General features: G+C 67.1%; 26 protein-coding genes. 10 read left to right on the forward strand and 16 right to left on the reverse strand.

The features are described 5' to 3' along the window. Positions 1-2: 2 nt before the first annotated feature. The 3 genes from AMYAL_RS0125935 to AMYAL_RS0125945 form a co-directional block, all read right to left on the reverse strand. Entirely contained in the window at positions 3-1,373 is a 1,371-nt protein-coding gene (locus tag AMYAL_RS0125935) for a hypothetical protein (protein ID WP_157358215.1), read from the reverse strand. Positions 1,374-1,456: 83 nt separating this feature from the next. Beyond that, positions 1,457-1,843, reverse strand: a complete 387-nt coding sequence (locus AMYAL_RS0125940) for a lasso peptide biosynthesis protein (protein ID WP_051137547.1) — start codon at positions 1,841-1,843, stop codon at positions 1,457-1,459. Between the two features lie 141 nt (positions 1,844-1,984). Next, positions 1,985-2,173: a hypothetical protein gene (locus AMYAL_RS0125945; RefSeq protein WP_020634185.1), complete on the reverse strand. Its 189-nt coding sequence runs from the start codon at positions 2,171-2,173 to the stop codon at positions 1,985-1,987. 154 nt (positions 2,174-2,327) lie between these two features. Here AMYAL_RS0125945 and AMYAL_RS0125950 point away from each other — a divergent pair, with 154 nt between their 5' ends. From AMYAL_RS0125950 to AMYAL_RS0125970, 5 genes are all read left to right on the forward strand, one after another. Next, positions 2,328-2,585, forward strand: coding sequence for a hypothetical protein (locus AMYAL_RS0125950; RefSeq protein WP_157358216.1), 258 nt, complete (start codon positions 2,328-2,330; stop codon positions 2,583-2,585). 219 nt (positions 2,586-2,804) lie between these two features. Then, positions 2,805-6,176, forward strand: coding sequence for an ATP-binding protein (locus AMYAL_RS0125955; RefSeq protein WP_063712250.1), 3,372 nt, complete (start codon positions 2,805-2,807; stop codon positions 6,174-6,176). A 220-nt stretch (positions 6,177-6,396) separates the two neighbouring features. Next, on the forward strand, positions 6,397-8,193 hold the full coding sequence (locus AMYAL_RS46160; RefSeq protein ID WP_020634188.1) for a fatty acyl-AMP ligase: 1,797 nt from the start codon (positions 6,397-6,399) through the stop codon (positions 8,191-8,193). Further along, the gene (locus AMYAL_RS0125965; RefSeq protein ID WP_020634189.1) at positions 8,190-8,549 is read left to right on the forward strand and encodes a winged helix-turn-helix transcriptional regulator; all 360 of its coding nucleotides are present in this window, start codon (positions 8,190-8,192) and stop codon (positions 8,547-8,549) included. The genes AMYAL_RS46160 and AMYAL_RS0125965 overlap by 4 nt, the downstream gene beginning before the upstream one ends. Positions 8,550-8,569: 20 nt before the next feature. Beyond that, positions 8,570-9,892 (forward strand): aminotransferase class V-fold PLP-dependent enzyme, encoded by a 1,323-nt coding sequence (locus AMYAL_RS0125970; RefSeq protein WP_026467448.1) that lies wholly within the window; start codon positions 8,570-8,572, stop codon positions 9,890-9,892. A 57-nt stretch (positions 9,893-9,949) separates the two neighbouring features. Here AMYAL_RS0125970 and AMYAL_RS46165 read toward each other — a convergent pair whose 3' ends face one another. The 12 genes from AMYAL_RS46165 to tvaA form a co-directional block, all read right to left on the reverse strand. Beyond that, on the reverse strand, positions 9,950-11,155 hold the full coding sequence (locus AMYAL_RS46165; protein WP_020634191.1) for a cytochrome P450: 1,206 nt from the start codon (positions 11,153-11,155) through the stop codon (positions 9,950-9,952). 37 nt (positions 11,156-11,192) lie between these two features. Then, positions 11,193-11,972, reverse strand: coding sequence for a hypothetical protein (locus AMYAL_RS0125980; protein WP_143267610.1), 780 nt, complete (start codon positions 11,970-11,972; stop codon positions 11,193-11,195). Between the two features lie 172 nt (positions 11,973-12,144). Then, the gene (locus tag AMYAL_RS0125985) at positions 12,145-12,990 is read right to left on the reverse strand and encodes an SDR family NAD(P)-dependent oxidoreductase (protein ID WP_020634193.1); all 846 of its coding nucleotides are present in this window, start codon (positions 12,988-12,990) and stop codon (positions 12,145-12,147) included. Beyond that, positions 12,987-13,772, reverse strand: coding sequence for a C1 family peptidase (locus tag AMYAL_RS47820; RefSeq protein WP_020634194.1), 786 nt, complete (start codon positions 13,770-13,772; stop codon positions 12,987-12,989). The genes AMYAL_RS0125985 and AMYAL_RS47820 overlap by 4 nt, the downstream gene beginning before the upstream one ends. Next, the gene (locus AMYAL_RS0125995) at positions 13,744-14,403 is read right to left on the reverse strand and encodes a TfuA-like protein (RefSeq protein ID WP_020634195.1); all 660 of its coding nucleotides are present in this window, start codon (positions 14,401-14,403) and stop codon (positions 13,744-13,746) included. The genes AMYAL_RS47820 and AMYAL_RS0125995 overlap by 29 nt, the downstream gene beginning before the upstream one ends. Position 14,404: 1 nt before the next feature. After that, complete coding sequence (locus AMYAL_RS0126000) at positions 14,405-15,760, reverse strand: YcaO-like family protein (protein WP_020634196.1); 1,356 nt, start codon at positions 15,758-15,760, stop codon at positions 14,405-14,407. A 2-nt stretch (positions 15,761-15,762) separates the two neighbouring features. Beyond that, positions 15,763-16,989 carry a 50S ribosomal protein L11 methyltransferase gene (locus AMYAL_RS0126005; RefSeq protein ID WP_020634197.1) on the reverse strand — a complete coding sequence of 409 codons (1,227 nt, stop codon included), beginning with the start codon at positions 16,987-16,989 and terminating at the stop codon, positions 15,763-15,765. Continuing rightward, positions 16,973-17,572: a flavoprotein gene (locus tag AMYAL_RS47825; RefSeq protein WP_020634198.1), complete on the reverse strand. Its 600-nt coding sequence runs from the start codon at positions 17,570-17,572 to the stop codon at positions 16,973-16,975. The genes AMYAL_RS0126005 and AMYAL_RS47825 overlap by 17 nt, the downstream gene beginning before the upstream one ends. Beyond that, entirely contained in the window at positions 17,569-18,441 is an 873-nt protein-coding gene (locus tag AMYAL_RS49930) for a phosphotransferase (protein ID WP_020634199.1), read from the reverse strand. Before AMYAL_RS49930 ends, AMYAL_RS47825 begins: the two co-directional genes overlap by 4 nt. Beyond that, on the reverse strand, positions 18,438-19,427 hold the full coding sequence (locus tag AMYAL_RS0126020; RefSeq protein ID WP_020634200.1) for a T3SS effector HopA1 family protein: 990 nt from the start codon (positions 19,425-19,427) through the stop codon (positions 18,438-18,440). Before AMYAL_RS0126020 ends, AMYAL_RS49930 begins: the two co-directional genes overlap by 4 nt. After that, on the reverse strand, positions 19,424-20,527 hold the full coding sequence (locus AMYAL_RS0126025) for an aminoglycoside phosphotransferase family protein (protein ID WP_020634201.1): 1,104 nt from the start codon (positions 20,525-20,527) through the stop codon (positions 19,424-19,426). Before AMYAL_RS0126025 ends, AMYAL_RS0126020 begins: the two co-directional genes overlap by 4 nt. A gap of 12 nt (positions 20,528-20,539) precedes the next feature. Beyond that, positions 20,540-20,782, reverse strand: coding sequence for a thioviridamide family RiPP peptide (gene tvaA, locus AMYAL_RS49935; protein WP_020634202.1), 243 nt, complete (start codon positions 20,780-20,782; stop codon positions 20,540-20,542). A gap of 222 nt (positions 20,783-21,004) precedes the next feature. Here tvaA and AMYAL_RS0126035 point away from each other — a divergent pair, with 222 nt between their 5' ends. Beyond that, entirely contained in the window at positions 21,005-21,763 is a 759-nt protein-coding gene (locus AMYAL_RS0126035; RefSeq protein ID WP_020634203.1) for an AfsR/SARP family transcriptional regulator, read from the forward strand. Between the two features lie 402 nt (positions 21,764-22,165). Here AMYAL_RS0126035 and AMYAL_RS0126045 read toward each other — a convergent pair whose 3' ends face one another. Then, complete coding sequence (locus tag AMYAL_RS0126045; RefSeq protein ID WP_039794119.1) at positions 22,166-22,471, reverse strand: ArsR/SmtB family transcription factor; 306 nt, start codon at positions 22,469-22,471, stop codon at positions 22,166-22,168. 50 nt (positions 22,472-22,521) lie between these two features. On the opposite strand from AMYAL_RS0126045, the gene AMYAL_RS0126050 reads away from it, so the two are divergent. The 4 genes from AMYAL_RS0126050 to AMYAL_RS0126065 all read left to right on the forward strand — a co-directional run bounded on the left by AMYAL_RS0126050 (position 22,522) and on the right by AMYAL_RS0126065 (position 26,707). Continuing rightward, complete coding sequence (locus AMYAL_RS0126050) at positions 22,522-23,475, forward strand: DMT family transporter (protein ID WP_143267607.1); 954 nt, start codon at positions 22,522-22,524, stop codon at positions 23,473-23,475. Further along, a complete protein-coding gene (locus AMYAL_RS0126055; RefSeq protein ID WP_020634207.1) occupies positions 23,462-23,827 on the forward strand; it encodes a hypothetical protein in 366 nt (121 codons plus the stop codon). The genes AMYAL_RS0126050 and AMYAL_RS0126055 overlap by 14 nt, the downstream gene beginning before the upstream one ends. 318 nt (positions 23,828-24,145) lie before the next feature. After that, positions 24,146-24,910 (forward strand): hypothetical protein, encoded by a 765-nt coding sequence (locus AMYAL_RS49330; protein ID WP_039795759.1) that lies wholly within the window; start codon positions 24,146-24,148, stop codon positions 24,908-24,910. 225 nt (positions 24,911-25,135) lie between these two features. Then, positions 25,136-26,707 (forward strand): hypothetical protein, encoded by a 1,572-nt coding sequence (locus AMYAL_RS0126065; protein WP_167336157.1) that lies wholly within the window; start codon positions 25,136-25,138, stop codon positions 26,705-26,707. Positions 26,708-26,735 lie beyond the last annotated feature (28 nt).

The following is a 26,735-nucleotide window of genomic DNA, read 5'->3' on the forward strand; positions in this document are numbered from 1 at the left end:
CTTCATGCGCTACCTCTCAACCAGTGGTCGACCCACGTCAAACGCAGCAACCGAAGTGCGTGTTCGGTCAGTTCGAGCCCGTCGCCGAGGACCTCGGCCACCCGGCGGGCGTCGATCAAGCCGAGATCGGCGAGCGGGGAGTCGCGATCGAGCCGCGTGATGAGCTTGGCCCGATTCGCGTGGAGATAACCGGCGGCCGCGAGCCGTAGCCAATAGCCCGGCGAAACGCGGCGCGGGTTGCGGACGCCACTTCGGTCCAGTGCCTTCCGAAGTGGTACATGGGTCCGGAACATTCCGTGCCGGATCTCGCCGAGGCTGCTCTTGGGCACCGCGTTCGCGGCGGCGAGTACGCGGACGTCCAGTGCCGGGAGCATGGCCCCGCCGTCCCCGCGTTCGGCCAGCCCGGTCGCCGCGCGGCCGAGCACCGGATCGAGCGACTCCAGACGTGCCTGCCAAAGTGCCAGGTTTCCCTGCAGTACGAGTTGATACTGCTCTTCGGCCGGCACGGTCAGGCCGGGCAGGCGGCTCGATCCCACCGGCATGGGCGACGGCGGCGTGCCGGAGACGTCCGTGTCTTCCGGCTCATGAACGGAACCCAGTGCGAGCAGCTCTTCCGCCGCGGCCTTGTCCGGCAGGGTTCCGGCGATGTGGAAGGGCTCGCACTGCAGCAGGCGATGGCCGCCCTTGTCCCGATCGACGTCCGCCAACCGGCTCGACAGCAGATCCTCCAGCAGCGCACCGGCCACGACCGTGGTGCCGGATTCGGCTGCCAGCCGGGCGATCATCCGGCGGTTGACCTCGAGGTCCGGAACCGGCGGCTCCGTGCCGGTGAGCGGCGGGCGGGCCAGCAGCTCGGCCAGGTCCATGCGGACCTTGCGGACGGACAGTCCGGGGACTTCGGGAACCGGCAGCCGGGTGAACGCCGGACCCAGATCGGCGTGCAGCAGGACGGGCCGATGCTTCGCCTTCAATGCCGCGATCGCGACGAAAGCAGAGGAAACGCCGCCACTGTAGGCGATGCCATAGCCCTCTCCCAGCTCGTCCAACGCGGCGGCGACGGCTCCGAGTACATCGCCGCCGGTCGCGGGCAGTTCCGGCCGATGTTCGGTGACGGTCACCCCCGCCTGGTCGACCCGGATCACGTCGCCCACCGCGAGCTTGTGCACGGCGGGAACGGTCGTGGCGTCCGGCGCCGGAGCGATGCCATGCACGATGGCCAGCAACTGCCCTGGCGATGGCGTCGCCCTCCGCCCGGCACTGAAGCAGTCCAACGACCCGCTCCAGGTCAGCTTGCCGTGATCGAGCCGGTAATACACCGGCGAGCCGGCGGGTAGTTCCGCCTTCAGCTCCAGCCGGTCTTCGGTGTGTGTCACCCGGACCCCGTGAGTCGCCTGCCAGCTGCCGGTCCGGTGAATCCTGCCCGCGGGAGTCACCTCCGCCGTGTTCCGCGGCCCGTTCACCGTGCCTCCGCGCGGTAGACCTCGAGATAGGACTGATGCACGGGGAGCGACGTGCTCACGACCTCGCCATCGCACTCGACCCAGGCATAGATTCCGGCGGGCGGCATCGACGGCAGCAGTTCGCGGCCTAGGTGGAACGAAGCGGGAACACCCAAGGACCGGAGACCGGCGGCGAGGAACAACGCGTCGTCCAGCGGATCCAGGAAGCCCACCTGTTTCCGCTGCGCGATCCTCAACCTGGCGACCGCCCGCTGGACGTGAATCTTCCGCGTCCACGATTTGCGGGATACCGGTGGCCATTCTTCGATCCGGTAGGCGCCGGTTTCGTTCTTGGCCGACGCCACGAATCGGCAGGCGGCAAGAACGGCTTTGGCTGTTTTCATGAATCGAGAACCTCCGGCGGCGAAGTCATCGTGGGCACGCAATGCTAGGGAGGCGAACAAAGAACTGCTAAAGGATCCGCAAAGCGGTGCCGCCCCCGGTTGCCTGAGGCGGCCAGGGGCGGCACCGGTCAGCGGGAAGCCTCAGTGGCAGCTCGAAAGCGCGGTGGGTGGGATCCAGCGGCATCGGTACGGGGCGCAGCAGTCTTGCACGCTGATGTTGCAGAACGCGCCGTAACCCTTGCACGCCTCGGCGACGACACTGACCGAGGAATGCAGATGCTGCTGGAGGTTGCCACTGGCAAGCCTGGAAGCGATCGAATTCGTTTTCATTGTTCACCTCCTCCCTGTTTCTTCGGCAATGCTAGGGAGGCGAACAAAGAAGGGCTAAATTATCGGCAAAGCGACGCCGTGGGCTTCCGACGGAAGATGTCGTCCTCGGTGATCGTCTGCTCGCGGTGCGTGCCTGGCCTGGGCGCGGTTCGCCGTGAAGCTGGGGCGGGTGTACTCGTTCAGGTTCACGTCTCCGGCGAGTTCGGCCACCGCGGTGAAGCTCGGGAAATCCGGAATCCGTTTCAGCGGAGCCGATTCCTCCGGCGTATTCGTCGAAGGCCGCGATATCTTCCACGGAATATGCAAGACGGTGGATCAAGGCCGCTCCGACCGCGATCCGCTTCCGGTAAACGGTGCCGCCGCGAAGCTCCTCGGCGACCTCGGCCGTGGTCGACTGTGGCAGCGGACTTGACCACCGCCCTCGCCTTTTCGCCTTACACTGCTGGGGTGTCGATCATGCTCCGTTCGCCATTCCGGTTCGAAGGGCGCCGGTGAAGTTCCACCTGGTCGGCCGAGTCGGGGTGGCGGTAGGTTCGGGAGTGATGATCATGTGCCGGCAGGGGCAGAGGGAGGGGCGCGGCGTCATCGAGGGGAGCGATTGTGGTCGCCCTGTTTCGATGCCGCGGTAACTATGATCCGAATTTGCGTATTGGGAACACTGGAAGTCGAAGTCGGTGGTGAGCGGGTACGCGTCAGCGGACCGAGGAAGGGGGCGGTGCTTGCCAGGCTGGTGGCGGCGAAAGGTGCTGTCGTCCCGGTGTCGCAGCTCGTCGAGGACGTGTGGCAGGGCGAATCGTCCGCCCGTTCCGGAGCGACCTTGCAGACGATTCTGTCGTCCTTGCGCCGGGTACTGGAACCCGACCGGCCGCCGCGTTCGGAATCGGCCGTGCTGGTGACCACGCCACCTGGCTACGCCTTGCGTCTTCCTGATGAATGTGTGGACGCATGGCAGTTCGAGGCGCTCGCCGCCTCGGCGACAGCGGCGATGGCCGAGAATCAGCCGCAGAAGGCCTTGACCGCACTGTCGGACGCGCTTTCGCTTTGGCGCGGCCCCTCGTATTCCGAATTCGAGAACTACGGCTGGGCGGCCACCGAAGTCGAGCGGCTCGGCGAGTTGCACCGGCTCGTGACGGAAAACCGGGCCGCGGCGCAAATCACCGTCGGCGACTACACGCAGGCCATTCTCGGGCTCACCGTGCTCACGAGGGAGTATCCGCTGCGCGAGGAGGCGTGGCGGCTGCTCACGATCGCGCTTTACCGGTCGGGAAGGCAGGGAGACGCGTTGGCGGCGCTGGGGCGCGGGCGTGCCGCGCTCCGCGACCAGCTCGGCGTGGATCTCGGTCCCGTCTTGCAGCAGCTCGAAGCGGATATCCTGGCGCAGGAACCGAATCTCGCCGGCCCGCCGGTGACCGGGCAGGCCCCGGCCGGCCGGGAACTGGGGCCATCCCATGACCTGGCGGCCACTGCCGCGCATCCGGAACGCCGGGAGCTTTTCGTGGGCCGCGAATGGGAGGTCGAGAACCTCCTGGGCGACGCGGCGGCGGTGGAGGCGGGCCGTCCCATGATCGCGTTGCTCACCGGCGAGGCGGGGATGGGAAAGACGACGCTGGCCACGGAGATCGCGTCCCACCTGAAACAGCGAGGCTGGCTGACCACCGACGGCCACAGCTCCGAGAACGCGGGCGCTCCGGCGGGCTGGGCGTGGGCGGGCGTGCTGGCCAAGCTGGCTCAGCAGGCCCCGCCGGATCCGGTGACCCGGCAGCGATTGCGGCCGCTGCTGGACGTCGACGCGATGGCGGCCATCGAGGAGGACGCCAGCCAAGGCCGGTTCCTGCTGCACTGCGCGGTCGCCGACTACCTGCGTCACCTCGCGGAGCGGCGGCCGGTGCTGATCGTCCTGGACGATCTGCACTGGGCGGACGAGGAAACGCTTGCCCTGCTGACCCATCTGCCCGAGCTGCTGACCGGGGCGCGGGTGCTCATGCTCGTGCTCTACCGGCCGGGGGAGGGGGAGCGCCGGGTCGACAACGCCATCGGTGCGCTCGCCAGGCACGTGCCCGACCGGATAGAGCTCGCCGGACTGGACACCCAGGCGATCGCCAAGCTGGTCGGTGGCATGAACGAAACCGAGGTCACCGTCGGCGCCGCCGGGCTCATCGCGGCGAGAACCGGTGGAAACCCTTTGTTCGTCAGGGAAATGAGCCGGATGCTTGATCTCAGCGTGCCGATTCCCCTGGTTCCCGCGTTACCCGCCGGGATCCGTGACGTCCTGCGCCAGCGGATCGGCAAGCTGCCGGAAGGCACCCGCAGCGTGCTGCGTGTCGCCGCTGTGGTCGGTCCTGACATCGATGTCGAATTGCTGTGCGCGGCCTGCGACATCGAGCCGGAGTCGGCCATCGCCGCGATCGAGGAGACCCTCGCGGCCGGATTGCTGATCGAGACCGACGAGGCGCAGCCGCGGTTCGCGCACGCCCTCATCCGGGACACCCTGCTGGCCGACATCTCGATGGTCCGGCGGGCCCGGATCCACGCCAGGATCGCCGACGCCCTCGAACGGATCAAGCCGCACGACTCGATGATGCTGGCGTACCACCACACCGAGGCCGACGCGCGATCCGCCGAGACCGTGCACTACAGCAGGACGGCCGCCGAGATCTCCGAATGCAAGTTCGCGTTCGCCCGCGCGGCCAGGTTCTGGGGACAGGCGATCCTGGCGCTGGAAAGCAGACCGGGCGGCGGCGGTGAGCTTCGGCTCGAACTCATCGTCCGCCGCCTTCGTGCGCTGGCCCTCGACGGCAAGATCCTGCAGGCGCGTGCCTACCGTGCCGCCGTGGTCAGGGAATTCCGCGAATCCGCGGACCCGGATCTGCTCGGACGGCTCATCGTCGCCGTCGATGTGCCCATGTTCGGCGCCGGACGACTGCACGGCGGCCGCTGTGAAGACGTGCTCAGGGCGATCGAGAACGTGTTGAAACGACTGTCCGAAGAGGACAGTGAACTGCGGGTGAGGTTGCTCACCGCCCTGGCGCTCGAACTGCACGGCGAGAGCGGCGAACGGGGCGCCGAAGCCTCGATCGAGGCCATCGCGGCGGCCAGGCGGCTCGGCAGGCCGGACATCCTGGCCGTTTCCCTGCACGGCCGGTACTTCTACACGTTCCGGTACGACGACGGACTGCACGAGCGACGCGAGATCGGCCTGGAATTGCTGGCGATGGCCGACGAGACACCGATCGGTGTCTACGAGACCTTCGCGCACAGCGCGCTCGCGCTCACCGCCTTCGGCCGTCTCGAGCTGCCCGAATCAGAGCTGCACATGAAACGTGCCAGGGCACTGGCCCAGCAGAACGACCTGCGGCTCATGATCCCGCTGGACCAGTGGCATCAGGCGAGGCTGCGCGCCGTCACCGGGGACTACGCGGGCGCTGAGCGGCTCTTCATGGAATCGATCCGCAGTGATCACGACGCGACGGCGTGGGACAACGACAAGGAGTTCCAGAGCCTGGCTTGGCTCGCGATCGTCTGCCTCCGGATCGTGGAGGGCCGGATCGGCGAGCTGACCGAGCTGCTGGGTGAAATGTGGGACAAGTACAAGCCGCTGGGGATCACGGCGAGCTGCTATGCGCTCGCCCTGGCCGCCAGTGACCGGGCGAGCGAGGCCAGATCCGTTGTCGCGCAGGCATCGCCGATCCGGCGGGACTATTTCTACGACACGGCGGTGAGCATGCGCGCGCTGGTGACGCTCGCACTCGAAGACCGTGCCGGTGCCGCCGAGACGTACGGGTTGCTGCTGCCGTACCGGAGCATGCTGGTCGGGGGGAATTTCCACGCTGTCGTGCTCGGGCCGGTCGACCAGTTGCTCGGGGATCTCGCGAGATTCCTCGGCGAGTGGGACACGGCCGCCGCGCATTACGCCGAGGCCGAACGGGTCGCCGCCAAAGTCGGTGCCGACCAGTGGATCGAACAGGCACGGAGCTCGCTCAAGGCGGTGGGCGACGTCCGCTGAGTGCGGCGTTGATCCCTCGTTGAGTCGGCGGGAAGTAGTGCTTGTCACCCTGGTCTCAGAGAGGACGAACCACGTGGGAGTCGCAAGGGGGTACGCCGGCCTCGGCCGGCGTCGCGACCCGCGGCCGGGGAGGGCGGCGGGCATTCCACGGGGTTCCGAAGGGGGAGCTTGGGTCTCGAAGCACCCGAGTGAAGATCCTTCGAAACAGGGGGAGTGAACAATGCTTGAGAAGGCCCCGATCGACGTTCAGGTGCTCAACGCCCGGAACGCGGTGGCCCTGATCCGGCGGCGGGTGGCGGAAACACCGGATCGTGACGCGCTGGTCTTCGTCGACGATCCCGAAGCGCCGGATGGCTACGAAGCATGGACCTACCGGCGGCTCGACGAGCAGGCCCGCCGTATCGCGGGCAGGCTGCAGGCGGACGGGCTGAGCGGTGAGCGCGTGCTTCTGCTGTACCCGCCGGGACTCGACGGGCCCGCCGCGTTCGTCGGATGCCTGTACGCGGGCAGCATTCCCGTGCTGGCGCCACTGCCCGGCCGTTATCACCACGAGCAGACCCGGCTTCGGGGAATCATCCGCGACGCCGGCATCGGCCTGGTGCTCACCGATCGCGCGCGGCGGGACGACGTCGCGGCCTGGCTGGCCGGACAGGATCTGGGCGGCCTGCGGTGTGCCGCGACCGGGGACGACGACTTCGCCTGCGCACGAGCGTGGTCGGAACCGGCGCCGGAACCGGAAACGGTGGCCCTGCTCCAGTACACGTCGGGCTCGACCATGGAACCGAAGGGGGTGATGATCACCCACCGCAACCTGCTGCACAACGTGGCGACGTCGCGGCGATCACTCGGTATCCGCGACGACGCCAGGTTCGGCGGGTGGGGACCGCTGTATCACGACATGGGGTTGCTGGGTCAGGTCACGCCGGCGCTGTTCTCGGGCACCACCTGTGTCCTGATGAGCCCGGCGACCTTCCTCAAACGGCCGCATCTGTGGCTCCGGATGATCGACCGGTTCGACATCCAGGTCTCGTCGGCGCCCGACTTCGCCTACGAGCTGTGCACCCGCCGGATCACCGCCGAACAGCTGGCCGGGATCGACCTGTCCCGCTGGGACATCGCCATCAACGGTTCGGAACCCGTCCGGGCCGACGTCGTCGAGGCGTTCGTCGAACAGTGCGGACCCGCCGGTTTCCGCCCGGCCACCATGACGCCGTCCTTCGGGATGGCCGAAGCGACGGTGTTCGTCACCGGGACCGGCGAGGCCGAAGCGACGCTGCTGACCCACCGGGTGGACGGCGCGGTCAAGCGGTTCGTCGGCTGCGGCCGTCCGGCCGCGATCGAGATCCGGATCGTCCAGCCACAGACCGTGATCGCGGTGCGTGACGGGGTGATCGGCGAGATCCTGCTCAGCGGGCAGTCCGTGTCGCCCGGCTACTGGCGATCACCCGAAGCCACCGCCGCGACGTTCGGCGTGCGGCTGCCCGGCGAGAACGGCCGGACGTTCCTGCGCACCGGCGACCTCGGCTTCCTGCGCGACGGTGAACTTTTCGTCACCGGGCGGATCAAGGACCTGATGGTCATCCGGGGCCGCAACATCTACCCGCACGACGTCGAGCACGCGCTGGCGAGCGGGCGCGAAGAGTTCGAGGGATTGCGGGGCGCCGCGTTCACCGTCACCCAGGACACGGGGATGGTCCACCGGGCCGAGCAGCTCGTCGTCGTGCACGAAGTCCGTGGCAGGCACACCGATGCCAGGCTGCGGGAGATCACCGGCGGGCTGCGGACGCAGCTGGCCGATGAGTTCGGCTTGCGTGCGGAGGCGATCGTGCTGGTCCGGCCGGGTGCGGTCCGCCGGACGACCAGCGGGAAGGCCCAGCGCTCGGCGATGCGCGCGCTGTTCCTCGCGGGTGAACTGCGGCCGGTGCACGTGGACGCGGACCGCAAGTGGCTTACCTCGGTGCGCGGCGGGACTTCCCCGGTCGCGCATCCCGATCAGCTTCCAGGGGGAAATCGATGACCACAGTGGAAAGCCGTACCGAGGTCGTACAGGCGATCTCCGGTAAATGGACGTTGACCGTGATGGCGAAGCTCGAGCGGCGGGAAATCGGGTTCGCCGAGCTGCTCACGGAAACCGAATTGGATCCGAGACAATTGAGCAGAGTGCTGGAGAAGCTGCGCCAGTCCGGACTGGTGGAACGTTTCATCCAGCCTCGCAATTCCATCCCGCGCCCGCGCTATCGGCTGAGCCGGGTCGGCTCGGAGGTGCTTGTGCGCACCGGCGAGCTCGCGGCGGTGTGGGCCGAATTCCATGAGCGGAAGAGTTCGTTCTCCCTGCGTGCGACGAGCGGGATCTCGCCGCAAAGGTCGAGGTAAGGGGAATGGTGGGAGTACGGATGTCACCCCGGCCGGTGGAAAGCCGGCCGCCCGCGCGCGTTCTCGGCGCGGAACTGCGAGTCCCGCTGGTCACCGGTGGCACGGTGGCTTACGCCAACCTCGACTACGCCGCCAGCGCGCCGTGCCTGGAGCAGGTCTCCGTCGCTGTCAACGAGTTGCTCCCGTGGTACGCGAGTGTCCACAGGGGAGCGGGGATGGCGTCGAAGATCTGCACTTCGCTCTATGAGAACGCCAGGAACACGGTCCGCTGGTTCGCCGGTGCCGAGGCCGACGCGTCGGTGGTGTTCACCCGCAACACCACCGACGCGCTGAACCTGCTCGCTCACGCGGTGCCCGCGGGGACCACGGTCCTGTGTTTCGGCAGCGATCACCACGCCGCGATGCTGCCGTGGCGGGACGTCGAAGTCCTGTCGATGCCCGCTTCCCCGGAAGAAGCATTGTCGATGCTGGATTCCGCGTTGCAGGCGTGCGAACAGGCGCTGGTGGTGATCACCGGTGCCGCCAACGTCACCGGCGAAGTGTGGCCCGTGGCCGAACTGGCGGCCGTCGCGCGCGGGCACGGTGCCCGCACGGTGCTCGACGCCGCACAGCTGGCCGCGCACCAGCCGCTTCGCATGGCCGACTGGGGAGTCGACTGGGTCGCCTTGTCCGGGCACAAGATCTACGCGCCCTTCGGCGTCGGCGCGCTCGTCGGCCGTACCGACTGGCTCCAGGACGCCGAGCCGTACCTGGCGGGCGGTGGCGCCACCGGGAAGGTCGAAGACGTCGACGGGCGGTTCGAGGTCGGCTGGCGGGAGGTGCCGGCGCGGCACGAAGCGGGAACGCCGAACGTCGTGGGTGCGCACGCGCTGGCGACCGCGTGCGTGGCACTCACCGAATGCGGCTGGGAGGCCATCGCCGCACACGAGCACACCTTGCTCGACCGGCTGCGCTCGGGACTGGCCGCGGTGCCCGGAGTCCGGCTGCTGAGCATGTGGGGTCCCGACACGCCGGCCGTCGGCGTCACCGCACTGCTCGCCGGGTCCGTCGAACCGGGATTGCTGGCCGCCGTTCTTTCGGCGGAGCACGGAATCGGGGTACGCGCGGGCGCGTTCTGCGCGCATCCGGCCACCCGTACGCTGGTCCGGGCGGCCGGTGGACCGCCGGACGGGCAGGCGCTGCGCGTGAGTATCGGGCTCGGTACCACGGCCGAGCAGGTCGATCGGCTGGTCGCCGCGATCGATTCGATCCTCGAGTCCGGTCCGAAGTGGACATACGAGGCGGTGGACGGGGAATGGCAGCCCGTGCCGGACCCCCGTCCGCTGCTCGGCCCGCACGGCTGACGGCAACGCGGCAAAGCCCCTTTCCCGGCCTGGGAAAGGGGCTTTGCCGCGTTGCGGTCAGCGTGGCGTGAAGAGAACGGGCAGTGCCGTGGGCATCCGGTAGATCTTGCCGTGCATACGAGGCCGCGCTACCTCCGGATCCAGGCGCAGACCTGGGAGTTCTTCGAACAGCCGGTGCATCAGCGCGTCGGTTTCGACACGTGCCAGGTGCATGCCGATGCAGGTGTGCGGGCCGTGCCCGAAGGTCACGTGTGGCAGTCCGGTGCGGGAGACGTCGAATACACCGGGGTCGGCGTACTGCGCGGGATCCCGGTTCGCCCCGAGGAACGAGGCGTACACCAGCGAGCCCGCGCCGATCCGGACCCCGCCGAGGGTGGTGTTCGCCTTCGCGATGCGCAGACCGCCTGCCACCGCGGGTTCCCAGCGGATCGCCTCGTCGAACGCGGCGGGCAGCAGCGAGTGATCCGCGCGCACCCGTGCGTGCTGGTCCGGATGAGTGAGCAAAGCGAAGATCAGCGTGCTCGACGCCCGGTGGGTCGTCTCGATTCCGGCGGGGATCAGCAACAGCAGGAAGGACAGGATCTCTTCGTCGGTGAGGACCTGGCCGTCCCGTTCCGCGGCGACCAGTTCACCGACGAGGTCGTCCGACGGCCGGGCGCGGCGAGCGGCGATCAGCCGGGTGAAGTAGTCGGCCAGCTCGTTCTTGGCCGACTCCACTTCCGGCCACCGGAGGGTCGAGTCGATCATGCGGAGCGCGCGGTCGCTGAAGAACGTGAAATCCTCCATCGGCACACCGATCACCGCCGCGATCACCCGGACCGGGAACGGCAGGGTCAGCTCGGCGAGCAGTTCGGCGTGGCCACGTGTGCGGAACCGGGAGAACAGGTCCGCCAGGATTTCCCGGATCTGCTCCGTATACCGCCGCGCGACCACGGTCTTGCGGAACAGCGGCGCCACCAAGGACCGGTAACTGTGGTGGTGTGGCGGGTCGAGTTCCAGCATGCTCCGCCCGGCCAGCAGCCGAAGCTGGGGCGCGTAGGCGATGTTGGAGAACCGCGTGGTGTCGCTGAGCGCTTCGCGGACCAAGTCGTAGCCGAACACGTAGTACTGGCGTATTTCCCCGGCGGTCGCGGGGTCCGTGGTGACGACCTCGGCGACCGGGCTGTCCGCGCGGGCCCGGTCGAGCAGCGGGTGGATATCGTCGAACATCGGGTCGGCCTCGAGGAACTCGTCGACCGGACGTCGATTCACGGTTTCCGTCATCTCGTACCCCCGTACATGGCGGGGGCCGGATCACGGCTCAGCCCGCCAAATGGTTCCTGATCAGTTTGGCTGCCTCGCGAGGATCGTCGGCCCAGAATTCGATGCTGTCGAATTCCTTGATCCCGCGGTGCCCGAAATCGGCTTGATGCGGTTCGCGCAGCCGCAGCGTCACGTTGGTCGTCTTGACGATCTCCATCACGAGAACGCCGTCGACCACGTCGTTGCCCTTTTTCAGCTCCCGTGACCGGGTGCGCAGTCCCACCGACTCGATCTTCGCCACCGGCACCCGGAAATCGAAGAACGAAAGATAACGCAGCCGCAGGGTGCGCGAGTCGACCGTATGCGGATACTTGTACAGCGAGGAGATCAACGCCAGGAACCAGATGGTGCCCAGTACGCCGAGAATCAGGAGCGCCAGCCGTACCGCCGGCCACGGCACGATCAACTCGACGAGGGCGATCTCGATCGGATTGAGGAACAGGAACACCCAGAAGATCGGCCGCATCGGCCCGCTGTAGGCGATGGCGTCGCCGTCGGCCGGAACGTCCTGCCTGCGCGCGGCGACCAGCCACAGCGCGCGCATCATCTTCAGGTCGTGCCGGACGATCGTGGCGGCCCGCTCCGGCATGATCCGGTTCAACGTCGCGGAAACCGCGTCGAAGAAGCCGAGACCTTCCGCGCGGGCCCGTTTGATCGCCGAGCGCAAAGCGATGAGTTCGAAGACCACGACGAAGAACACCGATGCCTCGACGATCGTCGCGGCCAGGATGCCGTCTCCGAGGCTGATGAGACCCGTGCTGAACAGCACGATCTCCACGAGTAGCACCGCGGGCAAAACCCACGGCAGATACCGTGCGATCTTTCGTATTCCCCGCGGCTTTTCCCGGATGTTTTCCCGGCTTATCGAATCGAGTGAACTCGTGCCAGTCGAATCGTCCTGCCGGTTGGTTTCGGTGTCCCCCTCTGGCATTGTAAAAGGATATCATGTCTCACCGGCTCGTGCTGCTGGTCAGCAGTTCGTCGGTCTTGTCCCAGAGCTCGGCCGCCAGCTCTCGGTCGGCCAGCCGTCGAGGGGTCCGCCCGAGCTTTCCCTCGATGAAGAACGCACCGGGATGGGCGATGCCCGCCTGGTCGAGCGCCAGCTTGACCAGTGTTGACGCCCCGTGATCCGCGGGTTTGAAAGCCGCGGGCAGGAATTTGCGGAATCGCCGGTACGCGGCCGATTCGCTGCCGAATGACGTTTTCAGCATTCCTGGGTGGCAGCAAGTGGCGATCGGTCCGTCGGCGCCCGCGCGTTTCACGAATTCAAGAGCGAAAAGCGCGTTCGCCTGTTTCGACGCCTTGTACGCGCCCCAGCCGCTCCACCGCAGCCCGGTGCGATTCAGATCGTCGGGGCGGACACCTTCGGCGAGCAGGGAGCCGGTCCCCACGACACGGGAACCGGGCCGCACGGTCAGCATCTCTTCGAGCAACCGGGTCAGCAGGAAGGGAGCCAGATGGTTCACCTGGTTGGTGAGCTCGTTGCCGTCCACAGTGGTCTTTCTGGTGGCGCAATGGATGCCGGCGTTGTTGAGCAGTACGTCGATGCGGTCGTAACGCCGTCGCAGCCGCGTGGCCAGCTCGTGCACGTCGGACAGGCGGGCGAAGTCGGCACTGAACGTCTCGGGCCGTTCCTGGCCCGCCTGCTCGATTTCGGCGGCGACCGCGCCGAGCCGGTCGGTGTCCCGGCCGACGAGCGCGACGGTCGCGCCGCTGCCCGCCAGCCGGACCGCGGCGCGTGCGCCGATGCCCGAACTGGCCCCGGTGATGACGATGATCTGGTTCTCGCCGGTCATCCGACCGTCCTTTCCCCTGAGACCTGCCCCAGCTCCACGGTCCAGTGGTGGCTGGTCAGGCCTTTGTCGCAGTACCGGTACGGCAGCCACCCGTAGCCTTCGTCGCCCCAGCCGGTGCCCCAGCTGTTGCGGACGAGCAGCGCGCCGGTGAGTTCCTCGCCGGAGCCCGGTTCGGTTCCGGCGTATGCGTTGTCGTCGTAACCGGTGACCAGCACGACGTGCCGGGCGAAGACCTTCGCGTCGTCCGGCAGCATTGGCAGGCGGCCCGAATCCATGGCGGTCAGCTGTGCCGGGTTGAGCGGGAACTCCAGGCTGACCGGTGTCCCCGAGCCGACGGCGGCACGGATTCGCGCGAGCGGCTCGCCTGGCGCCTGCTCGCCGGTGTCGAGCCGTCGGTACCCGATCCCGCGGAACGCCTTGGCACGGAGGAAACACGCTTTCGTCGGTATCCGGTCGATCTGTGCCGCGCTGAACGGCCAGTCCGCTTCGGACGGGAGGCCGAACCGGTGCCATGCCGCGAACGCCCAGTCCAGCCGCGAGCCGCGCAGCCGCCCGTGTCCGCTGATCATCCGCGAGGTGACGTAGTTGAACAGCACCGACGGTGTCCAGTCGAGCCCGGTGAGCCGTCGCACCTGGTAGGCGGCCAGCGCCGTGACCACCGCGGCCGTGCAGGTCGGCTGGTCGCGGTGGTCGAGCACCGGCGGGAACCACGCGCGAGGCAAGGTGACCGCGCCCGCGGTCATCGGGCGCCGCTCATGCCGGTGCCGCTTCGAGGTCGGCACGGATGCGACGCAGCAGCGCCACGGCGTCGTCGCGTTTGGTGTCCGGGGCCTCGTTACGGAGAAACGCGGCCAGTTCGTCCAGTTCGGCCTGGGGCACGGTTCCCCGCAGCGCGTGCAGGGTCGCGTTCACCGAACGTTCCGGGAAGTAGATCTCCTTGGCCGCTTTGAGGAATCGGTCCGCGAGCCCGGCGGAGACCGCTCCCGCCCGCAACGCCGCCGCGACGGCGAAGCGCATGTTCGCCAGCGGTTCGCTCAACGGTTTGAGGGTGTCCTCGCTGTAGGTGATCGCGACCTCGTCGTCCTCGTCCGTGCGGCCTGAGAAGTACTCCTCGAAGATCCGGCCGATACCGATCATGCCGTGCGGCGCGCATTCGGCGCCCCGTAGCGCACCCATGCTCGACGAGCCGTAGACGACGACGTCCGCGTCCATCGCGCGCAGGATCTCCTTGGGCGAGATGGACAGCGAGTGCAGGAACCGCCCGTCGACGATGCCGATCACCGTCGGCGGCTCCGGCCGGTCGAGCAGCCGGTCGATGTCACCCTTGCCGACCGGCGGCAGATATTCCGCGTCGAGGATTTCGGCGGCCGCCTCGGTGGTGATGCTCGGGCCGCGGAAGACGACTGGGCGCATGTCAGTTCCCCGCTTTCGTACCCGCCGCGGCGGCCGGGCGGGCGAGTTGCCTGATCGTCTCGTTCCACACCCTGGTTCCGCGCGGGCCGAGCTTGCTGTGGTCCACCGCCCAGGACTCCATGCCCGGCACGATCACCCTCGCCACCTTGGCCGGGATCTCGGGCGGCGAAAGGTCGATGGCGATCGCCTGGTCGAGGCCGCAGCTTCGCAGCCGGTCCAAGACGAGCCGCAGGTCCGCGGCGACGTCGTCGGAAGACAGGTTCGGCAGGTCGCTCGCCTTGCGGCGGGTGTCCGTCGGCGTCCACCACCAGGTGGCCTTGTTGATCGTCTTCGCCCGCTGGATGTGCTTCATATGGGCGGGCACGTCCTCGTCCGGCATGCTGATGTCCTCGCGCATGGCCTGGATGTCGACGCATCGGCTCTGCGCGCATTCGGTGAGCGCGCGCATCATCGCGACCTCGACATCGGGATGGGTGCCGAACCCGCCGTGCCCCTGCTGGCCCTCGCCGATGCTGAACGTGTCGGCGGTCGCGCACCAGACACTGGGAATCCCGATGTCCGAGGTGATGTCGGCCATGCGCACTTCGATGTCGGCGGCGGCGAACCGGGCGACGAGCTCACTCGCCTTCGGCGGCAGCGAGTTCATGTCGAAATGCGGATGCCGTGATTTCAGCTCGTCGAGAACGGCCGGTGGCGTGTGTTCGGTGATCAGATCGCTGCGCAGCAGTTCGGTGAGATGACTGGTCACCAGCTCGGCCGTGGTCATCGCGTCCCGCTCGATGAGCTCGCACAGCGCGTGCAGGACGGCTTCCTCCAGCGTGTTGCCGGAAGCCAGCCCATTGGTGGAAACGATGTCGTAGCAAGGGATTTCGTGATAGCGGTCGATGTAGGCGGCGCCGTGCATCGGGACGAGTACGGGTTCTTCCCCGATCAGGTCGTAACCCTGGAGCCACGAGATCGGCCGGTCGTCGCGGTAGTACTTCGTCAGCTTCATGTTGTATTCGCCGGGATGCATCACCCGGCGGCCACGGCGCACGAGGTTCTCGTACGACGAGACGACCGCCGGAGCCCTGGGAAGCCAAGCGGAAAACCGCTCGATCGCTTCCATGATCGCGGACGTCTTGGCATCGACGGGACGGACGCCCTTCCCGTTGTACACCGAGATCAGATCCCGCGAACGGGGCACGATCGCGTTGTAGACCGGAATGCCGACGCGGTCCAGCCAGGTGATGTTCGCGACCCTGGTGATGCCGACGTCACGCAGGTAGGGCGTCACCCGTGCCAGCGTGTCCTCGACGGCGATTTCCCGGTGTACCCCGGAATTGCGGACCTTCGGCGCGTTTTCGCGGATATGCATGACTATCCTTTCTGCCCTGCCGGGGAGTCGACGACGCGGACCTGCGCCCTGCCGTCGCCCTCGTAGTGGTAGGCGATCGTGACCTCGTCGCCTTCGGTGACCTTCACCGGCTCGGCGAACGCCCAGCCCGCGGTGAACCAATGGCTGCGCGGACCGCCGTTCGCGGGGTGGGTGCTCAGCACGGTGCGGGGTGCGAGATCGGCTTCGAAGAAGACGATCACCCCGGAAGCCACGCCGCCGGTGTGCGCGGTCAAGGTCTGCTCGCCCCGGAAGATCCGGGCGTCCTCCCGCAGGTCCACGCGGTAGAGCGAAGCCGGATCGGACAGCCGCGGCCATTGCCGGACAAGGGAAGGCGGTTCGTAGAAGCCCGCGACGCGCTCGCGGTCCAGCTCCAGGAACGGGGTGAAGTCCATGCCGTAGCGGGTGTTCCAGTCGTCGATGTGCGCCTGGACGATCCGGTGCTCGGCGACACGCTCGGCGGGCATCTCGACAAGGCAGGCATAGGCGCGCAGCGCGCCGGGCACCAGCCGGGCGTCGGGAGTGAGCAACCGGCGCCGCGCGTCTTGAACCGTTTCCCAGATCACCATGTCGAGCGCGTCGTTGCCGACGATGTCGGTGGTCAGCACGTTCGCCTTTTCGGGCAGGGTGAGCGAAGTCGACCAGTCCTGGACGAAGGTGATGCGGTCGGCGACGCCGTTGTGCTCGGCGAGACTCTCGGCGACGCCCGCCGTCCGCGCCGGCTCGACGGCGTAGACACGGGCCGCACCCGCTTGCGCCGCCGCGACGGCGAGGATGCCGGAGCCGGTGCCGAGGTCGAGTACGACGTCACCTGGCCGGACCACCTCGCGGACCGCCTGGACGAACAGGCCTTTGCGCATCGGGTCGTCCAGCATCCGGATGTTGGCGTAGGCCAGGCCGTAGCCGCCGACGGGGAACATCAGCTCGGTGAAACCGGGCCGCGACGGGGCGGTCAGGATGCCGGCGGAGACGAGCTCTCCGAGGGTGGCCACGGCTTCGGCGAGTGCGCGCTCACCTGCCAGCTTGGGCCGGAGCCGCCGCAGGGCGTCGGCGACCGGCGCCGGGCCGTGGAAGGTGTCCAGGAGCGCCAGCGCGTGGTGACCGAACTTCCAGACGCCCTGTGCGTGATGTATCCGCACGTCGTTCGCGCTGTCCAGTTCGATGACGAGCTCGGGTGCCCGGACGAGCACGGTGTCATAGGCGATCTCCATGACGGCTTCCTTTCTTGGTTCTGCTGTGGGAGCGGGTGAGCGCGCGGACGAGCGGCGCGCGGAAGTCGCCGAGCGAACCGAACTCGGTGATCGATCCGCTGGTCGAGAAGCCTTCCGCCGGCTCGATGACCTCGAAGCCGTCGTCGCGCAGCCGCGTGACGTTGCGCTGGGTGGCAGGTTTGAGCCAGGTCGCCTCGCTCATCGACGGCACGATCAGCGTCGGGCAGGTGGCCGCGGCGATCACCGAGGTCAGCAAGCTGCCGCCGAGACCGTGTGCGACCTGGGCGATCAGATGCGCCGTCGCGGGCATGACGACGAGCACATCGGCGTCCGCGGCCACCCCGACATGGGACTTGGTGCCGTCGGGTAAGTCGTCCCAGCCGGTGACGACCTCGTAGTCGGCGACGGCCGCCAGCGATTGCTTGGTGACGAACCGCTGCGCCATGTCCGAGAGGATCACGCGGACATCGGTCAGGCCGAACGTGGTCCGCAGCCACATCAGGAGGTGGGGCGTGCCCACCGCGGACACCGAGCCGCAGACGCCGAGCAGCAGCTTGGTCGAGGAGACGTCCGGTGCGGTCACGGGGTGCTCTCCTGGATCGCCAGCCAGCCCGCTTCGGCGGCGGGCAGCAGTTCGGCGACACCGGTGGAGTCGCCGGTCGCCCACGTACCGAGCGCGTAGTGGTCGAAGATCCGCTTGGCCACGGCCGACCACAGCCTGGTCCTGTCGACGGGGCGGGGGTAGCCGGAGAGGAACGCGGCCACTCGTGTGCCGAGCACGTCCAGTGGACATCCGGTGGCGGATCCGGCTTCGACAAGATCCGCCACCAGATGAGCCAGATCCTCCAGCGGATCGCCGATTCCGGCTTCCCGCCAGCCGAGTAACCGGGGAGGGGTTTCGGCGGTGCAGGTGCCGGCGGAGAACCGGCCGTGGACGAGTGACGGCGGCGACGGCGGGTGCGTCCCGGCGGCCGCGGCGGCGAGGGCGGGGGCGAGGTGCCGGGGGAGGCGCGAGTGGGCGGCACGCACGTTCTCGGCGACGTCCGGCCGGGTCAGCCACGCCGGAACGTCACGACAGGGAAGGGCGCGGCGCAGTTCCGCGGTCAGCGGCACCGAGTGGATGCGACCCGCCAGAGAACCCAGAAGCCGTAACGACTCCAGCCAATACGGGGATTCTTCGGCGAGGCCGCCGGAGAGCATTTTGTCGCTCAGCAGCCAAGGAGTCGCGATGCCGGGCCACAGCGCGATTTCGGGGGAGGCCAGGACAGGCAGCACGCAGCCGGGTGAGTCGCCGAGCGCTTCGTGCAGCGCTTCGATCCCCGCCGTGCCGAGGTAGCCCTCGGTGCCGTGGCGGAGCCGTTCGGTCCAGTGGTGTCCTGTTTCGTCGCTCAGGCAAGCTCGGACGACGAACGGTCCGGTGATCCGCCGGACCTCACCGGCCGCGGTGGTCATGCGCTCAGCTGCCGGTCGTTGCGGTAAGGGTGGTGCGCGTCGAGCCCCTTGGCCGCGAACCGTGCTTCGATCGCGCTGACCTTGTGATCGTGCGTGCGCTCGCCCGCCTCCCAGGCGTCGAGCAGGCCTTCCGCGACGAGCAGGCTGCGATGTTCTCCGAAGCTCATGGCAGCCGTCTCTCGCCGTGGTTCGTGGGCCAGCGAGATGCCGTGCCCGATCCGGAGCGCGAACCGGGGCGGATCGTCGCGCAGCAAGGACCGGTGGTCCTCGGCGAGCTGGACGAGGAAATCCCGCTCGCGCTGCCAGACGTCGACGTCCAGGTAGACGACGAACGAGTCGCGGCGCAGAAGCCCGGCCGGATCGTTCACGGTCTTCATGCCGAAGGGGGCTTCCAGCCGGTTGAGCCGGGAACAGACGGCGTTGAGCAGCGACGGCGCGGCATCAGGATGGTCGACGGTGTAGTAGACGCGGACGACGTCGTCGCCGAGCGGCTTGCCCGAGTCACTGCGGACGCTGTACCAGCCTGTGAGGCGGTAGCGAGCCTCCGGCGGGAACCGCACGGAGACCTCGGTACCGGCGGCGGACGTGGGCGGCCGGAGCTCGCCGGGGGTGGCGAGCAGGGAAATCCCGTCCTTGGTGACCACTCGCCGGTCACCGTCGACGCGGCTGACCGTCCAACCGTCTTCCCAGCATCCGACGCCGGGATTGGCCGCGCGAAGGCGTTCCGTGTAGTCGTAGTCCTCGATGTCGTAAAGCGTGCCGACAGCCATGCCCCCGCCGAGGAAAAGCCGGGCGGCCGCCAGATCGCCGACGTGGTACGCGAGGTAGATCGTCCGGCACAGCAGGACGAGCAGCGGCCGTTCGGGATCGGTCTGCACGTCGCGCGGGGGAGTGAGCGAACCGAGTGTCCGGTGCCGGAACTCGAGATCACCGAGCACCTCGATGTCGGCCGCGATCTGCCGCAGCAGGTCCTGGTGCGCTGTCATGAGCTCTCCGGGAGATCGAGATGGAGGTTCTTCAGCAGGGTTTCCGGCTTCCGCACCAGCCCTTCGGCCAGCACGAGCGCGAGATGGCCTGTCCGGTCGAGTGAGCCGAACTGCTCCAGCTGCGCGCCCGCGTGCTGCAGCAGGACGAGACCGGCGTAGCGGACGGCGGTGGCGGGCAGTTCCGTGCCGTAGCCGCTGAACCGGAGGTAGGCGGTCAGGAAGGTGCCGATCCGGCCCAGCACCTCGGGCGGCATCAGCGGACTTCCCGGCTGCCAGCGCCGGACGGCGGGCAGGACGAACTGGGTGATCAGATGACCGACGTCGTAGGCGGGGTCGCCGAGGCAGGCGAACTCCCAGTCGATGACGCGGAGATCGCCCGTCGCGAACAGGACGTTGTCGTCGCGCAGGTCGAAGTGGAGCAGGCTGCGCGGCTGCCACGTCCGGTGCAGCGCGGCCCAATGACCGGAAAGGCTTTGGATGACGCGGAGCCATTCGTCGTACTCCATGCCGAGGCCGTAGGAGTATTCGCGGACCGACAGGAGGGTGTTCTTGGGGGCGGGCATGGGCACCCGCAGATCCGGGTTGGCGGCGGCCAGGTCGTCGACCGGCGTCGTGTGCAGCCCGGCCAGCACGCCGGCGAGCGCGACGATATGCGCCGTGGTCAGCCCGCCCCGGTCGGACAGCTCACGCATGCTCTCGCACGGATCGATGGCCTCGTAGACCGAGATCCGCCGGTCCGGGTCGGTGAGGACGCGGGGAATCGCCGCGCGGGTCGGCCGGGGCAGCGGCAGCTCAGCCATCAGTCCGAGCATGCGGAGCTCGTGCCCGGTGTCCTGGTCGAGGCCGTCGTCGGGCCACTTGATCAGCACGTGCCTGCCGTCGGCAAGCTCGGCGAGGACGACCCGCCTGCGTGAGACGCACATCGAGAAGCCGCGCAGTGGCGCCGGATCCGGTGTCGAGCGGACCTGTTCGGCGACCTCGGCCCAGGTCGGCTCGGCCGGGCGCTGGTAACGGGTCGAAGTCCGCGAGCCCGGACGCGGGAGGTGGAACCCCAGCGTCCGGACGCGCAGCCTCTCATCGAAATCGATGGAAGGATTCATGGTGTTTGGTGCTTAGCAGTGCACGGCGATGGTGACCGCGAAGCCGATGACGCTCTGCTGCACACCGCTGGCGGCGGTGAGACCGGCCTTCTCCTCGAGGAAGCGCTGCAGCTCCTCCTCGCTGAAACCGGAGACGTCGGACAGCGACAGGCCGTCCTCGGTCGTGGCCGTCTCGGCCGTGGTGATCTGCGCGACCAGGTTTTCGATGTCCTGGTCGGAAATCGACGGTGCTACGGCATCGTCATGCGAATTCATGCGCATTCTCCTTGTTTGATGGCGGGGGAAGTCCCCGTGTTCATCAAAGAGAATTTCGTGCCTGGAGACAAGGACACTCTTGCCAGTATGTTTACTGGCAAGAGTGTCATCGCCGCCGCCGCGGCGCCGTGTTAGCCTCGCCCGAGGCGCCGTGTATTCAATTTGTGAAGCACGCATTTCGCCGCGTGGTTGTATCGCCACGGTTCCCGAAGAGGAGAGCTAGTGAGATACGAGGTTCTTGGTTCGCTGCGGGTGCTGGACGGCGATATCCCGTCGGAGATCAGTGCGCGAAAAATCGAGAAGTTGTTCGCGGCGTTGCTGGCCTGCGCGGACCGGGTCGTGTCCTTCGAGGCGCTGATGGCCGAGCTTTGGGGAGAGGAGCCGCCCCGGCGCGCGATGGCCTGCCTGCAGGTGTACGTCTCACAACTGCGCAAGTTCCTGCGACGACCGGATGACACGGAGAGCCCGGTGGTCACCAGGCCGTCCGGCTATCTGCTGCGGCTGAACGACGACGAGCTGGACGCGCGCCTGTTTCTGCGCCGGATGGGCCAGGGGCGCGTTTTCGCCAAGGAAAAGCGGCACCGTGAGGCATGTTCCGCTTTCGAGGCGGCTTTGTCGTTATGGCGCGGCCCGGTCATGGGCGGTATGCGCAGTGGCCCGATCGTCGACGGTTTCGTCACCGGGCTGACGGAGGCCAAGCTGGAGTCCGCGGCGATGCTCGGAGAATCGCAGCTGGTGCTCGGGATGCACCGGGAGATCGTGGGCAGGCTGTATTCGCTGATCGCCGAGAACCCGTTGCGCGAGGTGTTCTACCGGCAGTTGATGCTGGCGTTGTACCGTTCCGAACGTCAGGGTGACGCGCTGAAGGTGTATCAGGCCGCTCGCAAGACGTTGAACGACGAACTCGGTGTGGAACCGTGCCGTTCGCTTCGGGAACTGCACCAGTCCATTCTCGACGCCGAGGACCGCCTGGCCTCCTGAATCCGCCGCGTCGAAACAGGCGGACGGTCATGCGGTAACCGATGCTGTATCGCTCGTGGCGACCAGCCGAGGAGGTTCTTCGCCTTCGCCGTGCTGTGCCGGTTGCGTCGGCCGAGGCCCGGCAACACTCCGCGCAGCGACTTGCCGGACTCGGCCGACGACCTGCGTGACACCCTCTCCCGGCCGTGCCACCGCGTCATCGGCGACACCACTTTCTTCTTCCGGCACAGGTAGCCGAGGGTTTCGTTCCGGGCTCAAGCCGAAGCAGAAGTCATGGCCGGGCCGCAGCCGACCCCAAAGGGGCACCTTGCCGTCGAGCACGTTCGACGCAGGCTCCTGGCTGCCCTTTCGTGCGTTCTTTTGGTTCCAGCTCGTCGGGCTTTCCCTCTCCTGGGCCGAGGGTCATTTCCTGAGTTCGTCGAAGAGCCGCAGCGCGCGATCGAGGCCGTCCACATCGACCGCGTGGAAGTTCCAGGGGCGGATACGGGTGGTTTTGACGAGCCCGACCTGCACGAGCCTCTCGATGTGCCGGGAGGCGGTGGGTACGGAGATCTCGGCTTTGGCGGCAATGAGGGAGAGACACGCGCCGTGCTCGCTGAGGTCACCTTCGCGCTGGGAGACGAACTCGGCCTGAGGATTCTTGAGCCACTGCAAGATGTTGATGCGCACATCGGAGGCGAGCACCGCGGCCACGTCACTGAGCTTCACCTGTTTAGCCTACTTGCTAACTGGCTGAATGCACAAGTAAGGTCCGGATCATGCGCAGCCTGGCTTCGGTGTGTGCCGCCATGCTGGCGGTCGTGCTCTGGGCGACCAACGCGACGGTTGCCGCGGAAGCGTTGCGCAGTGTGACGGCCTTGCAGTTGCTGACGTTGCAGTTCGGCGCGGCCGCGGTGACTCTCGCGGTCCTGGGAGTCTGTGGCGCCCTTCGCTCACGCGAGGCCGCGAGGGAGACCTGGTCGTGGAGAGCGAACTCGCCGGGGTGGCGTGGCCTGGCGGTCGGCATGGTCGGGTTGACCGGGACGATCCTTCTCCAGAAGGTGTCTTTCGCGTTCGCTCCGGTATTCGACGCGAACGCGATTTCCTACGGATGGCCGCTCCTCATCGCGCTATGGGGCGCATGGTCGCTGGGAATCGCCAAAGGCTGGCCGCATCTGCTCCTGTCGGCGCTGGGGATGACCGGAGTGGTCATGCTGCTGGGTGTGGGAGCGGAGGGCCTGTCGCTGGGCTCGATGGTCGGCTACGCGTGCGCCGTGGGTTCCGCCGTCTGTATGGCCTTCTACACCGTGGCAGCGGGCAGGCTGCGGTTGCGGACCATGCAGGTCCTGCTCCCCGCGGCGATCACGGGAACCGTCGTTGCCTGGATCGGATCCGAGGTCAGCGGTGCGCCATGGCCGCCGATGTCGGAATGGCTGGGCTCGATCTACCTGGGCATCGGGCCGATGGCCGCCGGATACCTTCTGTGGACGGTGGCCAGTGCCCGCGGCCGCCCCAGTGTGATCGCCGCGATCGGCTACCTCACCCCGTTCGCGTCCACGGCATTGCTGATCGCGGCAGGCGCACCGGTCACCGCACTGACCGCGGTCGGGGCGATCCTGATCCTGGCGTGCAACATCGGCGTGCTCCTCCTCAGCCACAGTGAGAGCCACCGCGAACCCGAAACAGCACTCAAACCATCGACCCCGGAGTTGCAGCGCGATGCTCGCCACTGACGCCCTCGACCGAACACGCCAGAGCGTCGAGCATCTTCGGCGCACCGTGACCCCTCCGGCATCGGGGACCGAGCTCAATCCGGCGATATCCACCGCAGACCTCTACTTTGTCACCGGAAATCTCGTCCATGTCCTCGACGCGATCGCGACCGGCGTGACTACGATCAACAACGAACTGATGGCACGATGGCGGCAGAATCTTCTGTCAGCAGAAGATTCATCGCCCGATTCCGTGAAAAACGAGGTATACGCGGTGAATCATTGGTCGACCGTGGCGAGCGGTGCAGCACAAGATCTGCGCCACATCCTCGCTGACATGCAGTTTCTCCTTTCCGGGCTCGCGGATCGATAGACAAAGACCGGCTGTTACTGCACCACTGGGAAGCGGCTCAGTATTCTGACGTCGAGTTTTGGTGCCTGAACCGGGTTTTTGAATCGGCAGTGTTTCGTTCCGTGCGGGTGGCGGTCGTCGTCCTTGTCGCCCCTTGCAATACGGGTCCCACTTACTGGGAATGATCTGGTACGGGATTGAGGTGGTTGGTAAACTTGCGACGGAAGGTGTTCGTGCGACTGGGGTGCGAATCTTGACAAGCTGATCGCTGATCTTGGTCATGTATGGTGCTGCTTGCCTTAATGCTTTGAGCGAAGCTAAAGTATCGGGGAGGTACTCGTGCGCGTCTTCGAAGAAAGATCCAGAGCGGAACTCATCGGCAAGAAGTCTTATTGGCAGATATCGGATTTAGGCCTTAAACAGGTCGAGTTCGACTATGATCCAGAACTGCTGAAGCTGATACTCGACAAGGCTCAGCGAATAAAAGACGAGGCCAGTGAGAAACGACATCTGAATCTCCGTTTCATTCGGAAGGCGCATGTCGCGATACCCGAGATCCTTGAGCTGGTCCATTACCCAGGTCGTCTCGACAGGCTCAGTGAACTGGCGGGAACGGCACTCGAACCGTATCCGGTGTCGGTGATCAGCAGCACGATCACCTTCATGGGGGCGAACCCGGATGACGGAACTGTCGCCTGGCACGCAGACGGCGTGCCTGCCACCGAAATCGTGCCACTGGCCATGCACGACATCGACGGCGGGGAACTGCAGATCTATCACGGCGATTACGAAGCAGGCTTCACCAGGCTCAACGAGCACGGCTCGTTGCCCGAACACGATCTGATCACCGTCCCCCATCGGCTGGGGGCGAGCACGCTGGCCCAGCTGATGCGGGTCCTGCACCGCACCGCCCCCATCCGGAGCGGATATCGCGTCAGCCTCAACATGAACCTGCGATCACGAGACCAGCCCTTCATCGACGACAACCCGCTGTACTACCTGGCCGCGGACAATCCCGACTACGACTGGGTCGACCAGTACCTCACCGATGTGCGAGTCCGCCAAGTCCCCGCCTACCTGGCCTCGTGCCGTCCCGTGAAATAAACAGACGCGCGGCATTCGACAGGAGCGATCGGTCTCCAGGCAATTCGTGGCCGCGATCAAGTGAAGACAGTCGACGTCGGATATATTTGCTGCGTCGCTGAGAAGACCTTCGCCAGAATTCTGGACAATATTCCACCCCGGCCGCCTTCCTCGGCTCGCCCCAGGCCGAAAGCGTGCCTCCACGATTTCAGTCGCATGAGCGCTCGGCTCCGTCTTCGAGTCGTCATGATCGATATGAAGATCAGCCCCATCTCAAATGAGATCAGTAGCCACCAAGACGCGGCCGTGTCCGAGAACGCGGTCCGTGTGCCTGCGCATGGGCACAATCCTGCGGCAGCCGCACATCAGCAGAAAGAGGAGATCGGAATATGCGAACCATGGCCGAGATCAGCGCTATCGCGATCGTTGGCGGGTAGCCTCATGCTCTCTATTCACAATGGCGTCCGAGGGCTGGGTGGCATCGTCACCGCGCCCGCTTCCAAGCCGCACACTCAGCGCGCGCTCGTCACCGGCGCCTTGACGCGATCGGGCACGTCGACAGTCACCAACGCTGCTTGGTCGCGAGAGACCACGTTGCTGCTGGCGGGTTTGAACCAATTCGGCGCGACATCCACCATCGACGGTGATCGGGCGTCGATAACGGTGGACCCGGACGCCGCCTCGGCCAGCCCCGTTCGTGAGGTCGACGTCGCGGGATCGGCGTTCACCCTCCGTGTGCTGGGCGTGCTTGCCGCGGTCAGCGGCGGAACCACGCATTTCCGGGCGACCAGGGGGATGATGAATCGCCCGGTCGCGAAACACCTGGGTGTGCTCACCCATCAGCTCGGCGCCGTCTTGAGTACCTATGGCAACGACTCGGAGTACGTCGTCTCCATCAAGGGCCGAGGCAGGCGGTGTGATCAGCAGGCGACGCATGTCGTCGACACGGTCGACAGTTCGCAGCTCGTGACGGCCTTGATGCTGTCCGCGCCGTTCATCAGCGAGGAGCTGCGCGTGCGGGCCGCGACTCGCCGCGTCGTCGGCGCTCCCTACATCGCACTGACCCGTGAGATGTTGGGCGCGCTCGGTGCCAGCACCGGGCTGGCACACAGTGCCCAGCACGGGTGGGAGTGGTCGGCTGTCATCGAGCCGGGCGGGTATCCCGCGAGCGAGTACCGGATCGCGACCGATTTCACGTCGATCACCTACTTCGCGGTGGTTGCCGCTGCAGGCGAAGTGGGGCAGCACAAGGTCGTGATCAAGAACTACACGCCGTCCGGGCTGGAATCGGAGGACCTGTTCTTCCGTGCGATCGCCAAGCTCGGTATCGGGACAACGTACGACCCTGCCGAATCCACGCTGCAGATCCGACGCGTCGGCTATCCGGCTGAGCCGGTGGTGATCGACGGAAGTGACGTACCGACGGCGGTGACCAGCCTGGCCGCCATCGCCGCCTATTCGCGCGGTGCGGTCACGGCGGTCAACTGCGGGCACGTGAACAACCACAAGACCCGCAGGGTGGAGCTGATTGTAAGAACGTTGGCGCGCATGGGATTCGATATCCGCGAGGTGCGCGATCACCGAGATGTCGTCACCGGTTTCCACACCGAACCCCTCGACGGCCCACCGCGGGGCGGGATCGTCATCGATGACGACGGTGACCATCGCGTCCTGCTGCCTGCCATGGCCGCGGCCGTCGGCGCGAGCAACCCGGTCGCGTTCTCGGATCTGCACAGCCTGATCGACAGCTTCCCGGAGTTCATCGAGCAGTTGGAAGCACTCGGCGCCGTCGTCGATCGCCCCAAAACGCAGTCTTGACCAGCAGAGACAGCATCACAGGAGAGGT

The organism is Amycolatopsis alba DSM 44262 (genome assembly GCF_000384215.1).
Classification (GTDB): Bacteria; Actinomycetota; Actinomycetes; order Mycobacteriales; family Pseudonocardiaceae; genus Amycolatopsis; species Amycolatopsis alba.

What these genes read in the sequence shown, in the direction of transcription:
- AMYAL_RS0125940 (WP_051137547.1), bottom strand. Translation starts at nt 1,843, where the DNA reads ATGAAAACAGCCAAAGCCGTTCTTGCCGCCTGCCGATTCGTGGCGTCG.
- AMYAL_RS0125945 (WP_020634185.1), bottom strand. Translation starts at nt 2,173, where the DNA reads ATGAAAACGAATTCGATCGCTTCCAGGCTTGCCAGTGGCAACCTCCAG.
- AMYAL_RS0125955 (WP_063712250.1), top strand. Translation starts at nt 2,805, where the DNA reads ATGATCCGAATTTGCGTATTGGGAACACTGGAAGTCGAAGTCGGTGGT.
- AMYAL_RS46160 (WP_020634188.1), top strand. Translation starts at nt 6,397, where the DNA reads ATGCTTGAGAAGGCCCCGATCGACGTTCAGGTGCTCAACGCCCGGAAC.
- AMYAL_RS0125965 (WP_020634189.1), top strand. Translation starts at nt 8,190, where the DNA reads ATGACCACAGTGGAAAGCCGTACCGAGGTCGTACAGGCGATCTCCGGT.
- AMYAL_RS0125970 (WP_026467448.1), top strand. Translation starts at nt 8,570, where the DNA reads ATGTCACCCCGGCCGGTGGAAAGCCGGCCGCCCGCGCGCGTTCTCGGC.
- AMYAL_RS46165 (WP_020634191.1), bottom strand. Translation starts at nt 11,155, where the DNA reads ATGACGGAAACCGTGAATCGACGTCCGGTCGACGAGTTCCTCGAGGCC.
- AMYAL_RS0125985 (WP_020634193.1), bottom strand. Translation starts at nt 12,990, where the DNA reads ATGACCGGCGAGAACCAGATCATCGTCATCACCGGGGCCAGTTCGGGC.
- AMYAL_RS0125995 (WP_020634195.1), bottom strand. Translation starts at nt 14,403, where the DNA reads ATGCGCCCAGTCGTCTTCCGCGGCCCGAGCATCACCACCGAGGCGGCC.
- AMYAL_RS0126000 (WP_020634196.1), bottom strand. Translation starts at nt 15,760, where the DNA reads ATGCATATCCGCGAAAACGCGCCGAAGGTCCGCAATTCCGGGGTACAC.
- AMYAL_RS0126005 (WP_020634197.1), bottom strand. Translation starts at nt 16,989, where the DNA reads ATGGAGATCGCCTATGACACCGTGCTCGTCCGGGCACCCGAGCTCGTC.
- AMYAL_RS49930 (WP_020634199.1), bottom strand. Translation starts at nt 18,441, where the DNA reads ATGACCACCGCGGCCGGTGAGGTCCGGCGGATCACCGGACCGTTCGTC.
- AMYAL_RS0126020 (WP_020634200.1), bottom strand. Translation starts at nt 19,427, where the DNA reads ATGACAGCGCACCAGGACCTGCTGCGGCAGATCGCGGCCGACATCGAG.
- AMYAL_RS0126025 (WP_020634201.1), bottom strand. Translation starts at nt 20,527, where the DNA reads ATGAATCCTTCCATCGATTTCGATGAGAGGCTGCGCGTCCGGACGCTG.
- tvaA (WP_020634202.1), bottom strand. Translation starts at nt 20,782, where the DNA reads ATGAATTCGCATGACGATGCCGTAGCACCGTCGATTTCCGACCAGGAC.
- AMYAL_RS0126050 (WP_143267607.1), top strand. Translation starts at nt 22,522, where the DNA reads ATGCGCAGCCTGGCTTCGGTGTGTGCCGCCATGCTGGCGGTCGTGCTC.
- AMYAL_RS0126055 (WP_020634207.1), top strand. Translation starts at nt 23,462, where the DNA reads ATGCTCGCCACTGACGCCCTCGACCGAACACGCCAGAGCGTCGAGCAT.
- AMYAL_RS0126065 (WP_167336157.1), top strand. Translation starts at nt 25,136, where the DNA reads ATGATCGATATGAAGATCAGCCCCATCTCAAATGAGATCAGTAGCCAC.